The sequence below is a fragment of the uncultured Actinomyces sp. genome, from assembly GCF_963526355.1.
Classification (GTDB): domain Bacteria; phylum Actinomycetota; class Actinomycetes; order Actinomycetales; family Actinomycetaceae; genus Actinomyces.
Genome location: NZ_CAUROW010000028.1, coordinates 14,363 through 27,441 on the forward strand (window position 1 = coordinate 14,363; position 13,079 = coordinate 27,441).

At 63.5% G+C, this 13,079-nt stretch carries 13 protein-coding genes; 6 read left to right on the forward strand and 7 right to left on the reverse strand.

Annotated elements, in window-relative coordinates; translation table 11 throughout:
* The first annotated feature begins 3 nt into the window (after positions 1-3).
* Together RWR81_RS07585 and RWR81_RS07590 are read left to right on the forward strand one after the other, a co-directional pair.
* Positions 4-951, forward strand: a complete 948-nt coding sequence (locus RWR81_RS07585) for an ABC transporter ATP-binding protein (protein WP_399498209.1) — start codon at positions 4-6, stop codon at positions 949-951.
* The gene (locus RWR81_RS07590; protein ID WP_314456491.1) at positions 948-2,618 is read left to right on the forward strand and encodes a Tat pathway signal protein; all 1,671 of its coding nucleotides are present in this window, start codon (positions 948-950) and stop codon (positions 2,616-2,618) included. Before RWR81_RS07585 ends, RWR81_RS07590 begins: the two co-directional genes overlap by 4 nt.
* A 40-nt stretch (positions 2,619-2,658) precedes the next feature.
* Here RWR81_RS07590 and RWR81_RS07595 read toward each other — a convergent pair whose 3' ends face one another.
* Positions 2,659-3,018, reverse strand: coding sequence for a hypothetical protein (locus RWR81_RS07595; protein WP_314456492.1), 360 nt, complete (start codon positions 3,016-3,018; stop codon positions 2,659-2,661).
* Between the two features lie 50 nt (positions 3,019-3,068).
* Between RWR81_RS07595 and RWR81_RS07600 the strand changes: the two genes are divergently transcribed.
* Entirely contained in the window at positions 3,069-3,527 is a 459-nt protein-coding gene (locus RWR81_RS07600; RefSeq protein WP_314456494.1) for a MarR family winged helix-turn-helix transcriptional regulator, read from the forward strand.
* 21 nt (positions 3,528-3,548) lie between these two features.
* On the opposite strand, the gene RWR81_RS07605 is transcribed toward RWR81_RS07600, so the two are convergent.
* From RWR81_RS07605 to RWR81_RS07625, 5 genes are all read right to left on the reverse strand, one after another.
* Positions 3,549-3,749: a hypothetical protein gene (locus RWR81_RS07605; RefSeq protein ID WP_314456496.1), complete on the reverse strand. Its 201-nt coding sequence runs from the start codon at positions 3,747-3,749 to the stop codon at positions 3,549-3,551.
* Positions 3,750-4,150: 401 nt separating this feature from the next.
* Complete coding sequence (locus tag RWR81_RS07610; protein ID WP_314456498.1) at positions 4,151-5,026, reverse strand: amino acid ABC transporter permease; 876 nt, start codon at positions 5,024-5,026, stop codon at positions 4,151-4,153.
* Positions 5,023-5,682: an amino acid ABC transporter permease gene (locus tag RWR81_RS07615; protein ID WP_147524717.1), complete on the reverse strand. Its 660-nt coding sequence runs from the start codon at positions 5,680-5,682 to the stop codon at positions 5,023-5,025. The genes RWR81_RS07610 and RWR81_RS07615 overlap by 4 nt, the downstream gene beginning before the upstream one ends.
* A gap of 111 nt (positions 5,683-5,793) precedes the next feature.
* The gene (locus RWR81_RS07620; RefSeq protein ID WP_314456502.1) at positions 5,794-6,849 is read right to left on the reverse strand and encodes a glutamate ABC transporter substrate-binding protein; all 1,056 of its coding nucleotides are present in this window, start codon (positions 6,847-6,849) and stop codon (positions 5,794-5,796) included.
* A gap of 89 nt (positions 6,850-6,938) precedes the next feature.
* Positions 6,939-7,787 (reverse strand): amino acid ABC transporter ATP-binding protein, encoded by an 849-nt coding sequence (locus RWR81_RS07625; protein WP_399498206.1) that lies wholly within the window; start codon positions 7,785-7,787, stop codon positions 6,939-6,941.
* Positions 7,788-8,133: 346 nt separating this feature from the next.
* Between RWR81_RS07625 and RWR81_RS07630 the strand changes: the two genes are divergently transcribed.
* A complete protein-coding gene (locus RWR81_RS07630; RefSeq protein ID WP_314456503.1) occupies positions 8,134-8,781 on the forward strand; it encodes a TetR/AcrR family transcriptional regulator in 648 nt (215 codons plus the stop codon).
* Positions 8,782-8,968: 187 nt separating this feature from the next.
* The gene (locus RWR81_RS07635) at positions 8,969-10,249 is read left to right on the forward strand and encodes a nucleotide disphospho-sugar-binding domain-containing protein (RefSeq protein ID WP_314456505.1); all 1,281 of its coding nucleotides are present in this window, start codon (positions 8,969-8,971) and stop codon (positions 10,247-10,249) included.
* Between the two features lie 9 nt (positions 10,250-10,258).
* On the opposite strand, the gene RWR81_RS07640 is transcribed toward RWR81_RS07635, so the two are convergent.
* Positions 10,259-11,173: an RNA methyltransferase gene (locus RWR81_RS07640; protein WP_314456507.1), complete on the reverse strand. Its 915-nt coding sequence runs from the start codon at positions 11,171-11,173 to the stop codon at positions 10,259-10,261.
* Positions 11,174-11,307: 134 nt separating this feature from the next.
* Here RWR81_RS07640 and RWR81_RS07645 point away from each other — a divergent pair, with 134 nt between their 5' ends.
* Positions 11,308-13,053: a toll/interleukin-1 receptor domain-containing protein gene (locus tag RWR81_RS07645; RefSeq protein WP_314456509.1), complete on the forward strand. Its 1,746-nt coding sequence runs from the start codon at positions 11,308-11,310 to the stop codon at positions 13,051-13,053.
* Positions 13,054-13,079: the final 26 nt, after the last annotated feature.

The following is a 13,079-nucleotide window of genomic DNA, read 5'->3' on the forward strand; positions in this document are numbered from 1 at the left end:
GCTCTGCCCACCGCGGATTCCCCTCCCGCCGCGGTCCGTGACCTGGGAGCCGACTCTGAGCCACCGGTGCACGTGCGCGGTCTGGTCAAGCGCTTCGGGCGCTTCAGGGCACTCGATCACCTCGACCTGGAGGTGGAGGCGGGCAGCGTCCACGGCTTCCTCGGTCCCAACGGGGCGGGTAAATCCACCACGATCCGAGTGCTGCTGGGGCTCTATCGGCCCGACGCCGGAAGCGTGAGCGTGCTGGGCCGCGAGCCGTGGAGCCAGGCCGCGGCCATCAACCGGCAGGTCTCCTATGTTCCCGGCGACGTGGCGCTGTGGCCGGCTCTGACCGGCGGACAGGTGCTCGACGCCCTGGCCGGGCTGCGCGGATCGCGCGACACCGATCGGGAGGCCGAGCTCATCGAGCGGTTCGATCTCGATCCGACCAAGCGGGTACGGACTTATTCCAAGGGGAACCGGCAGAAGGTGGCGCTCGTGGCCGCCCTGGCCGCGCCGACACGGCTGCTCGTGCTCGACGAGCCCACCAGCGGTCTGGATCCTCTCATGGAGCGGGTCTTCACCGAGGAGGTCGCCAGGGCCGCCGGCGAGGGCCGCACGGTTCTGCTCTCCAGCCATATCCTGGCTGAGGTCCAACGGCTGTGCAGTGCGGTGACGATCATCAAGAACGGCCGCGTCGTCGAGCACGGCGATCTGGGGACCCTGCGGCGCCTGTCGCGCACCCGTATCGAGCTGGGCGCTGCTACCGACGAGCTCGGCACCATCTCGCAGGCACTGGAGACCATGGATCTCGACGTCGTCGAGGACAGTGGCCGCCTCAGCTTTGAGGTAACAGCAGAGCAGGTGCCAACGGTACTGAGCCTCACGGGTGAGCACCGGATCCAGGACGTCACCTGTGAGCCGGCCAGTCTGGAGGATCTCTTCCTGCGTCATTACGAGGAGTCCCGATGAGCACGGCGCAGAGCACGGCAGTCGTTACGAGAATTCCGACCGGCAGGACCGAGGCAGGCGGCACCCTGGCCGGCTGGGGCACCTGTCTGCGGATTCTGCTGAGACGATTCCGGGTTCAGATCGCCGCCTGGCTGGTGCCCCTGTGGCTGTTGGTTAGTGTCACCGCACCGAGCTACGAGAGCATCTACCCCTCACTGGAGACCCGGACGGTGCTCATCGAGCAGATGCGCAAGTCTCCGGGAACCCAGCTGCTCTACGGCTATGTCCCCATGCCCGGCCGACTCGGTCAGCTCCTTCAGTGGGAGACCGGGACCTTCCTGCTGATATGCACCGCTCTCATGGCGATCCTGCTGACCTGCCGGGTACTGCGGGCGGACGAGGACGAGGGACTCGTCGAGATCCTGCGCGCCGCGGGTGCCGGCAGGGCGGTTCCCTTTCTCGTGCCGGTGGCCCTGGTGTGGGCGGTGGTCGGCGCCCTGTCTGCGGGGGTCGGAGGCGTTCTGACCTGCCAGACCAGGAGCATTGAGGAGCTGACGGTCTCCGGCGCCTGGGCCCTGGCCGGGACGATCTGCGCGACCGGATGGGTGTTCTCGGCCGTCGCGGCGGTGGCCTCCCAGCTGGGACGTCAGGTCGGCCAGGCCCGGAGCCTGTCCATGATTGTGCTCGCACTCGCTTTCGTGATGCGGGTGAGCGCCGACCAGCTCTCAGACGGCAGCAGCTCGGACTGGCTCAGGTGGCTGACTCCCCTGGGGTGGCGCGACCTCGTGCGTCCTTACACCGATGACCGGTTCGCGGTGCTCGCGGTCTGCTGCACCGTTTCCATCGCACTGGCGCTCAGCGCCTTGGTGCTCGCCGCGCGCCGCGAGTACCTGGACGGCTACCTGCCCGACCTCAGCTCGTCTCAACGTAGGTGGCGCATATGCGGCCATATGGATCTGCTCGGGCGTCTGTCGTGGCGGAGCCTCATCGGCTGGGCCATGGCCTCAACGGGTCTCGCACTTCTGTACGGCTCCGTGTCAGGCAGCGTCAAGGACCTGCTGGCCCCCGGTTCTCCGACGGCCTCCTGGGTCGGCAAGATGGCCTCGGGGTCCCCGGTGGAGCAGTTCGTATCGCTGATGACAGTGGTGACGGTGCTGCTCGTGGCCGTGGCGGTGGTACGACGGATGAACTGGTTGGCGGGTCTGGAGCGCACGGGCCTGGTGGAGGTTGAGCTCGCTGCCGGAGTCGGTCGTGGACGTGTGTTCCTCTCCCAGGTTCTGGGCGCACTGATCGAGTCGATAGTCCTGCTGCTGGTCTCGGCAACGGTCCTTGCGGCGACGACGGCGACTCAGCTCACGGACGACCACGCCGTGGCACGCTCCTTCGTGTTCACGGTGAGTCAGCTGCCCGGCATGGCGGCGGCCGTCGGCATCGCGGCAGCCCTGGTCGGCCTGGCACCGAAGCTCACGGGCATGTCCTGGGCGGTAGTCGCCTGGAGCGCCTTCGCTCAGTTCTTCGGCGGGCTCGTGGAGCTCAAGGACTGGGCCAAGGATCTGAGCGTGCTCGGTCACCATCTCGACGTCGTCGGCTCACTCGACTGGAAGCCCTTGGCCGTCCAGAGCGCGGTTGGCCTCGTCGGCGTTGCGATCGGTCTGGCTGCCTACACCCGCCGCGACCTGCCCTCCTGACAACGAGACGCGTTCTTTTACCTCATCATCTCTGTTGCTCTCAGAGCAGACAGGCCGCGCTGGCCAGGTGGAGAAGGGCAGCGACAAGAGGGAACGCAACCATTCCCGGCACGCGGTGCACGACACCGATAGCGGCGTCTCCGAACTGGGCGGCCGCCGCTGCGACCAGGACGAGCAAGGTCAGCGGCCGAGCAGGAGCCAACCAGACGACGACAGCGACCAGTGCTCCGAGCGGGACGCTCCGGGCCGTGTACATGGCCGGATAGAAACGTCCCCCGGACTCGCCTTCCCCGGAAGGGTCGAGCGTCTGCGGGCGGATCACCGCGACGACACCGAAGCCTGCTGAGATGATTCCCAGTGACGAGTTCAGCAATGCGAGCCACCATGGCATGAGGACCACTCCCTTATATCATTCAGAACTGAATCATTCCATAGTGTACCGTTGACGTCATGGGAAGAGAAGACGGCCACGCGATCCTGTCCTCGACGTGCTTCCAGCTCGGTATCGCAGGAGCCCAGATCACCCGATCGTTCTCACTGCTCATCCAGCACACCGGCCTCACCCACAAGCAGGTGGGACTGCTCGCCATCGTCGACACCGCCCAAGCAAGTTCTCAACGAGAGATCGCCGCACGGCTCGGTGTCGCCCCGAGCCTGGTGGTGTCGCTGGTCGACCAGCTCGCCAGCATCGGCGCCGTGCGCAGGACGCGCAGTCGGACCGACCGTCGGGTACAGGTCATCGAGATCACCGACGACGGACGTCAGTTACTGCGGCTCGCCACCGATGCCGCCAAGAAACTCGACACCGACCTGCGCAAGCACCTCTCCCCCGCCGACCTCCAGGCCCTGGACAGGCTCCTGCCCGCCCTCCTTCAAGCCTCTTCAGTCGCAGCCAGGAGCAGGGCGTAGCAGCCGACACGCTTACCGCCATCACCGCACCACCACAATGCGCTTTCCTGCTCCAGACATGCTCTCAGCATCGCGGCGAGCGTCCACGATCCAGTCAAGCGGGTGGACGGCAGTGATCAGTGTTTCGACCTTGCCGGCATTCACCTGCACAGCGAGCCGAACCGGGTCCTTCTCATTCGGTTTTCCCGAGACCATGCGGATGACCGGACCTGACGGCAACATGGACCTGAGAGTCATTCCAGAAGGATCCAAGGGGCGATGGCCGCCAGTCCCACATGCGGCAGGGCCGCAGCGCATCGAGCGGAACCGCGTTCAACAGGCCACTTCCAGCCGGAGCCTGTTCAAGCCGGCTACTTGCATAAGATCGGGGTGGCACTGACCAGGGGGTGTCCACACTGCACGGGACCCGCATCCTCGTGGGGCACACCCACCTCTCGGCCAGTAGCACTCCATCCCTACCTGGTGCAGTACGCACCAAGGTGCACCAGCGCGACTGTGCACATCCCTTCAACGCGCCCGGATACCCCGCCTCACCCTTGTATCAGATGTCACGGCGCCCGAAACTCTCAGAAGTCATGAGGCGACACACATCCTTGGAGTCAGGACTCGGCACCTCGCCCGTTTCACCGGGTACGGGCCTCGATGCGCCTCGCCAGTGCCCCCAGGGCCCAGTTCACGATGACGTAGGCGACGGCGATGATGACGTAGGTCTGGAAGAAGACGGACAAGCGGGCGTCGATCTTCGCCTGGCCGATCATCGTGGAACCGCGATACATGAGGTCGGGATAGGCGAGCACGTACGCCAGTGTCGTCCCCTTGATGATGGTGACCATCTGGGTGATCAGCGTCGGGAGCATAAGACGCAGGGCCTGCGGGGCCAGGATGAGGCGCATCGTGAGGGACCCGCTCATTCCCAGCGCCAGTGCGGCCTCTGTCTGCCCTCGGTCCAGGGCGCGGACGCCTGAGCGGAAGACCTCCGCCGTCGTCGCCGAGGTGCACATGACGATGGGCAGGGCCAGCTTCCAGAAGTCCGAGACGTCCACGAAACGCGGAACCACCAGCAGGAAGAAGTAGACGAGCAGCAGCATCGGCACCGCTCGCATGGCATCGATCCACAAGCCGATCAGCCACCTCACGGGCCGGTTGTCCAGCAGGCGGAGCCATCCCAGGACGATTCCCAGAGGGAAGGTGAGGACGGCTGCGACAGCCCCGAGGGACAGGGTGTTGCCGGCGGCCTCCAGAAGCTGACTGACCACTGAGCGCCCCAGGAAGTATCGCCACTCGGGATAGTCGAGCTGGCCCGCGAGGTCCAGTCGGTAGAGGACCGCGCCCAGCAGCGCCACGATCCCAAGAACCGCGACGACTGATCCGATGGCGATCATGATGCGCCCCCGCGGACCCGGCTCATCGAAGAGCAGCGCCGCGTCCGTCACCCCGGAGTCTCTGCCACGTTGTCTGGCAGGACGAGGGTCTGTCATGGGCATGATGTCAGAACTCATGCGCGCTCCTCCGTCCCCATGAACTCGAGCCGCCTCTCAAGAAGTCCACCGAGCCTCGTGGCGGCGAAGGCGATTGCCAGGTAGGTCAGGCCGGAAGTGAGGAAGGTGATGACCCCGGCCGCTCGCTCCTGGTTGATCTGCTGTGTAACGGCCGTCAGCTCGACGACGCCGACCGCCGCAGCGAGCGAGGAGCCGATGAGGCAGGCGATGAAGATGTTGACCAGTGGCTGGATCGTGCGTGCCAGGGACTGTGGCAGGACGATGCCACGGATGATGAGCCAGAAGGGCATTCCCAGTGCGCGCGCGGCCTCGATCTGTCCCTTCGGCACCGAGTTGATCCCGCTGCGCACCGTCTCGCACACGAATCCGGACGAGGAGAAGACCAGGGCGACGATCACCGACCAGAACAGTGGAATGCGGATGCCGACGTTGGGAAGCGCCAGGCCGATCAGCACCATGAGGCACAGGTTGGGGATGTTGCAGGCCACCGTCACCCACGCCGTCGCCAGTGCTCTGAGAGGAGGGATGGGGCCGACCCGGAAGATGGCCATGAGCGAGCCCAGGACCAGTCCGCCTGCGTAGGACAGCACAGAGATCACCAGCGTGATGAGCAGGCCGGAGCCGATATCAGCGAGATTGTCGGTTATGGCACTCACGGTCGCCTCCTTGAAGGATCCGGTTCGTCAATCATGACGTGAACGCTGCGGGCTGCCGCCCCGGTCGGTTCTGCGGAGGACCTGACCGGGGCGATGTAGCGAGGAGATCGTTCAGGAGTCCTGTGGAGCCTGGTCACCGCCTTGCGCGGGTGCAGGCTCGGAACCGCCCTCGGGAGCGGGAGTCTGCTCCCCGCTACCCGCACCGTCGGCACCGGCGGTCGACGACCCGGGAACCGAGCCGATGGCCGGCGGCTGGGGCGCGTCGCCACCGAGCGACTTGCCGATCGTCGCCTCCCAGATGGTCTTCCAGGTGCCGTCAGACTCGATCGTCTGCAGGAAGGTGTTGACGAAGGCCTGAGCCCCGGAGTCCTTGGGGAGTCCGATGCCGTAGGGGTCCTCGGCGAAGGTGTCGCCGACGATCTTGACCTTGTCATTGGACAGGACCTCGCTCTTGAGCAGGGACTGGTCCACGACGTAGGCCTTGACCTGTCCGCTCTCAACGGCGGCGACGCACTTGGCCTGGGTGTCGAAGGGTTTGGCCGTCGCGTTGGGGGCGTACTTCTTCAGGGCGGAGGCCGATGAGGAGTTGGACTGGACCGCGACGTCCCCGGTCAGGCTGTCGACGCCCGTGATGTCCTTGTTGTCGGCCTTGACCAGGATGGCCTGGCTGGAGGCGTAGTACGGGCCGGCGAAGTCGATCTTCTCGGCTCGCTCCTGGGTGATCGTGTAGGTGGCGATGACGGCGTTGACCGTGCCGTTGACCAGGAAGGTCTCGCGAGTCTCAGCCTTGACCTGCTGGATCTCAAGGAGGGAGCGGGCATCGTCACCGCCGATGATGTAGCGGGCCAGGGCCTGAGCGATGGCCGCGTCGAAGCCGGAGATCTTCTTCGTCTTGGAGTCCTCCCAGGAGAAGACCTCGGAGGTCGTGGTCCCGCCGGTGACGAACTTGCCCGCCTTCTTGATGGCCGATGCCCAGCTGGAGGCGGCTATGGCGTCATCGGCGGCCACCGGACCGGAGTTGATGGCCTTGTCGTACTCGGCCGTGGAGGCTGACGCCGAGTCGACAGTCTCGCCGTCGGCGCCCGTATCGGCGCATGCCGCCAGCACACCGGCCAGAGAGACTGCGCCTGTGGTCACCAGAAGACTGCGGCGGGAAAGGGTGGTCATGGTATTCCTTTCGTTGAGACGGAGACGGGCCATCCCAGGCTTGGGACCTGAGGTGGGCGCCGCACCCGGCAGGAGGCGCGGTTCGGAGTTCAGTGGCTGAGCACTTTGGAGAGGAAATCGCGGGCACGCTCGGTGCGCGGAGAGGAGAAGAACGCTGCGGGGCTGCCGGACTCAATGATCCGGCCTTCATCCATGAAGACGACGCGGTCGGCCGCCGAGCGGGCGAAGCCCATCTCATGGGTGACGACGAGCATGGTCATACCGGAGGTCGCCAGGTCCTTGATGACGTCCAGGACCTCGTTGATCATCTCGGGGTCCAAGGCGCTGGTGGGCTCATCGAAGAGCATGACCTTGGGATCCATGGCCAGCGCACGGGCGATCGCAACGCGCTGCTGCTGGCCTCCGGAGAGCTGGGAGGGGTGCTTGCCGGCCTGGTCCTCCAGCCCGACGCGGGTCAGCAGCTCACGCGCCCGGTCCTCGGCCTGCTCCCGGGAGATGCCTCGCACCTTGACGGGCGCCAAGGTGATGTTGTCCAGCACTGTCCGGTGGGGGAAGAGGTTGAAGGACTGGAAAACCATCCCCACCTCAGCGCGCAGCTGCGCGAGCGCCCTGCCCTCCTGCGGCAGCGGGATCCCATCGATCTCGATCTCGCCGTCCTGAATCGGCTCCAGACGGTTCACGGTGCGGCACAAGGTCGACTTACCCGAGCCCGAGGAGCCGATGACGACCACGACCTCACCACGGTGGACATCGAGAGAGACGTCGTCGAGCGCCTTGAAGCGGCCGTAGTACTTCGTGACATGGCTGATGCGCACCAGAACGTCACTGAAATGCCGGCTCTCCCGCCGAGCATTTTCGGCATCGTTGTCGAGAGCGTACTTGATGTCCTCAGTCTGTCCTGTAACCGCCTGATCAGGAGAGGGTGCGGATGTAGTCACGAGTACCTCGTCTCAATGTGGATATGGGAGCGATATCTGTCTCATCGACAGCAACACATCCACATGCGCACCGCATTCCTCCTTGCTCACCACCGCGCAGATCTTGAGAAAGAGTCAACTTAAGAACCACTGCTCCCCGCGGCGACCTACATGGCTAGTGCTCGCGATGAGTACCTGCAGGCAACAAGGTCGGCACAGTTCTGACCCTTCGTCAGGAAGACTAGCATCGCTGCCAGGCGAGACGTCAACCGCATCTCAGAAACACGGTCCCGATGTGGGGTGATGGTCACACGCCACGCAGAGCGCCTATACGCTCAAGTCGACCACCGGTCGTAGTCTCATTCGCATGAGCCCCGCGAATACAGCTGATCCGCGCCGCCGACTCCAACCCGAGCAGCGCCGGGAGGAGTTGGTGAAAGTCGGGGTTGAGCTGTTCGCCGAGGGGACCCTTGACCGTACTCACGTCAGTGAGATCATCGAACGTGCCGGCGTGTCACGCACGCTCTTCTACCACTACTTCCCCTCCAAGACCGCCTTCGCACGGGCAGTCGTGGAGAGCGAGATCCTTCACCTTCACGGTCTGGTGGAGCAACAGATCGAGCCGACGCTGGAGGCAGCGATCTCCACCTTCGCGGGCTACGTGAGAGCCAGACCGAACAGCTTCCGAGCCCTGCACACCGGCGGTCTTGACCAGGATCCACAGATCGCGGCCGCCCTGGCCACCAGCTTCGAGCGCTATGAGCGCCTTGTACTCATGCTCCTGGGAATCACACATCCCGACGATCGCTCGATGTTCGCCGCCAAGATATGGATCAGCACAATGATCGCCCTGTGCCTGGCCTGGTTGGATCGTCCCGAGATCAGCCAGGAGACCATCACGAACATGTCCGCCCAGGCGCTGCGGAGCCTGGTCTCCCAAGCGCAGCAGGACGACCAGAGATGCTCCCCAAGAGCTCCGACATCAGACTTCCCCGACCAGCCGATCGATCAGTGAGAGCACACCGCCCTACCTTTTTTCACCTTTTGGATATTTTTCCGGCATTCCAACCTCGTCGTAAGTAACGGCAGTCGTGTAAGATTAAACGTGATAGCCTCTCCTCCGGTTGTACACAACGTGCAATAAGAGCGACGTCGAGCGCTGCCTGTAGCAGGGCGCCTCACTCTCAGAAGGAGAGCCAACCATGCCTGAAGGTGCCACTGGACACGCGGTGGCCGCGCACAGAAAAACGTCTCGCGTGCTCTTCGCACCAGAGACATTCAACTTCGCCGAGGTGACCCGCTCCATCGAGGTCGCCCGTCGCATGCCTTCCGATGTGGAGTGCGTCTTTGCGGGCTTCTCACTACGCAACTCGGAGTACATCAAGGCTGCGGGCTTTGACTTCCGCCTGCTCACACCGTACCTGAGTGACGAGGAAGGCCGGCTGGCGCTGGATTTCGACCAGGGTCGAAGCCTGCGCCACCCGTTCACGGCGCAGATGCTCGCCCAGCGGGTCGCAAGCGAACGAGTACTGCTGCGCTGCCTGCGCCCGGACGCCGTCGTCATCGGAGTCACTCCCAGCCAGTTTATTTCAGCGCGAGCCGAGTGCGTACCATTGGTTTTCGTACGGCCCTTCGCCTACTCGCTGGCCCACTTGGAGGCTGCACGCAAGGTGGGCGCCACCGGCTTCCTGCCCCGTACCACCCCTGAAGAGTGCCTGGTCGACAACGCGGCCGCTCATCTGCTCCACACGGTTGGAACCCGGGCCCCCCTGTTACGCGCCTTCCACCAGGTGGCCAAGGCCAACGGCGTCTGCCTGCCTCAGGGGGTGTTCGCTGGGCTCACCGCGGACCTCAACCTCATTGCCAGTGCCCCGCATCTGCTTCCCCGGTGGTTGGAGATGCCCGAGGGACACCAGGTGGTGGGACCGGTCTACGCCCAGCTGCCCGGCGAGGTTCCCGAGATCGTTGCCGACCTGGCCGCCGGTCCCAAGCCCCTGGTGTACTTCGCAGTGGGCTCATCGGGGAACCGAGACCTCGTCCTCGACATGCTCAGAGGCCTGGGGCGGGCCGACTGCCAAGTACTTGCGCCGGTGCGCTCCCACCTCCGCGACGAGGACTTGGACACCCTCCCCCTCAACATCCATGTCACTGACTGGATCCCGGCCCACCAACTGGGCGAGGCCGTCGACCTGGCCATCACCCACGGCGGAGAAGGAACGGTGCAGACCAGCTGCGTCCAGGGATGGCCCTTCATCGGGATCCCGTTGCAGCTCGAGCAGCGCTTCAATGTCCAGCGCTGCGTGGCCTTCGGCTCGGCTCGGCTCATCTCCCAGAAGGAGGCTCACAGGGCCGACTGGGCGGCACTGGTGCGTGAGTCACTGGCCGACGACGGCATGCGCTCTCGCGCCCAGCGCATGGCCGAGCTCATGAAGGGGCTGGATGGTCCGGGCCAAGCGGCCGCCGCGATCTGCGAGCTGCTCTGAGTCTGCGGCCTACGCCTGTGCCCGGGCGCTGGCGTAGAGGCACACGGCTGCCGCGGCAGCGACATTAAGGGACTCGGCCTTGCCATAGAGCGGAATCGAGACGACGGCGTCGGCCCGGCTCAGCGCCTCTGCAGGCAGCCCACGGGCCTCGTTACCGAGCAGCCAGGCGCTGGGTGCCCCCAGGAGCGACTCGGCCTCGAAGAGGTCGAAGTCCCCGCGTCCATCGGCCGCCAGGACAGTGAGTCCGGCCTCATGAAGGGCGGCCACGGCGTCGTCCAGGGCCACACCGGTGACGACGGGCAGGTGGAAGAGACTTCCGGCAGTGGAGCGCACGACCTTCGGCGCGGTGGGATCCACGCTGCCCCGCACGAGCACAACGGCGTCGGCTCCGGCCGCGTCGGCGGCTCGGATGATGGCACCGGCGTTTCCGGGGTCCTGCGCCTGCGTGAGCACGGCGATGAGCCTGGCCCCGGCCAGGGCGGTGGCCAGCGCCTCGGAGCCGGCGGCCTCCTCGGTGGCGACGACGGCGAGGACGCCCTGGGCATCAGCGCTCATGGCGTCCATGACCTGTTCACTGGTGACGTGCATGTAGAGCCCGGCCGCAACGGCCTCCTCCCAGATCTCGCCGTGACGCTTGACAGCGGCCTCAGTGAGGTAGACATCGAGAACGCGGTCGGAGGCGTAGCGGACTGCCTCGCGCACACCCTGGGGACCTTCGACGAGGAAGCGACGATGCTTGTTCCTCACGTTACGGCGGGACAGGCCGGCCACACGGGAGATGCGGGCCGAGGCCGGGTTGTTCAGCACCTCGTGGCCGGTGGCCGGCCCCTCGCCGACAGTGCGCCGCCGCGGCCCGCGAGCAGCAGGCCTTCCGGCAGGGTCATCTAGAAGTTCGTCAGGGTCCGGGGAGACGATATGGCTCATGGCATGAGCCTACGGGGAATGACAGGGAAACATCACTATTCCCCAGACGATCACAGCAAAAGAGTCTCATCCACCGGAACAAGATCCCGAACCAAGTCACTGTAAAGTGGCCTTCATCTCATTATTATCACGACATGACCCACAGCACCCTTCAGCCTCCATCCCTCGACATCACCTTGCCAGCACCTTCACCCAGCGTTCTCGACATCTTCGTTGTCTGGCACCCAGAAGATAAGGAGGGGGCGAGTATCTGCGACGCACTATTTGAGCACTACCACTCCGACGCCTTTGCTGGACTAGCGGGAAGCGCAGTGGAGGTCTACGGAAGATCGTGCGCACTGCCCGGAAACAACGAGCTCCCCGCCCCCATCGTCACTGTTGATGGAGTCGTCGGCAACGGGGAACGGGCCTCAAACGCCAACGCAGCTCAGCACTCCGTCATCCTTCCATTCATTGACGAACACCTCGTACGCGCATCTATCAACGAGTCCTCCGAATGGCGAGAATATCTTAACGGCATCGCAATTTTACAAAACAAATACAACCAGCCAAACTGCCACACATTGGTTATCCCTATACTGCCCAAGGTAATTCCCGACTATTCAAACTCCCCCATCATCGCTAGCCTTATGAACAAGCGGGGAGTGAAACAAGGGAACATTGGGAACCTGAGCGTCCCCAAAAAAAGACATTCCACCGTAGCTGAAGGTGAACTAACCAGGGACCTTGGACAAGCTATCATACAAACTCTTCTGCGAGACCCTAAGAAACAGGAACGACTGCGCATATTCATCAGTCACTCGAGATACGATATCCCCAAGAAAGACAAAAACGACATCAACCCGACAGGAGTCGTATCAAAAGTCCGCTCATGGATAGAAAAAACCAAACTCGCCGACTTTGTTGACATTCACGACATCCAGCCTGGGGATGACTGGAATAAAGAAATCGTAAAACAAGTTCAGTCCGGCGCACTACTCATGGTTCGCACTGATCACTACAGCAGTCGGGAATGGACGCAACGGGAAGTCTTAGAAGCGAAAAAGGCCGAGATACCGGTCGTCTGCCTCAGCGCCCTCACAGAAGGCGAACAACGAGGTTCTTTTCTTCTCGACCACGTTCCAACGGTGGCCTACCCTACCTCCACTGGGCACAACAACCAGCCCAAGAAGAGAGACCCACAAGGAAAAGCCATAGTATCTGCCATTAACAGACTTATCGACGAGGCGCTCAGGCAATCACTATGGCACCACCAAGAAATACCTCAGTCGGTTAACCAAACACAGGAGAAAGAAAAAGGAGCCCCAAAAGAAGAACCTGATAGCACACACCAAAATGACAACCATGGTTTTGACGTAGCGCCAGCACACGCCCCCGAGCCGCTCATGCTTACGAGATTTTTATACGAGCACAAAAATAAGTTCCCCAATGACACCCATTTGTGGCTTATTCACCCAGATCCGCCTCTCCTTCCTCCCGAGCACGAGATAATGGTAGATTTGTGCGCTCTCGCTTCATACGAGCGTAGTCAAGTTCACCTTCTCACCCCACGTACATTCTTTGCTGCTGGAGGGCCATACGGTCAAGGAGAGCCAAAACTCAGCACTTCAAATCTCGCACTAAACCGCCCTCTATCAGAGTTCACTCTCGGGGTCTCTATGTCCCAGAATGAGGATATCGAAGCGTTAGGCCTACGTACAAAACATCTTGAACTTGTCGTGGCAGAGGTGGCGCAGATGATGCTGCTGTCCGGTGGATGCATCACATACGCTGGTGCAGTTGGAACCCACCTGACTCGTGACAGCTTGGTGGGTTTTCGGTGGCTCGGCGTGAGTTTTCGTTGGTATTGCTGTGTTGGGGGTCTGGTGGTGGGGCACTAAGAGCCCGTATGGTGGGCTGGTGTGAG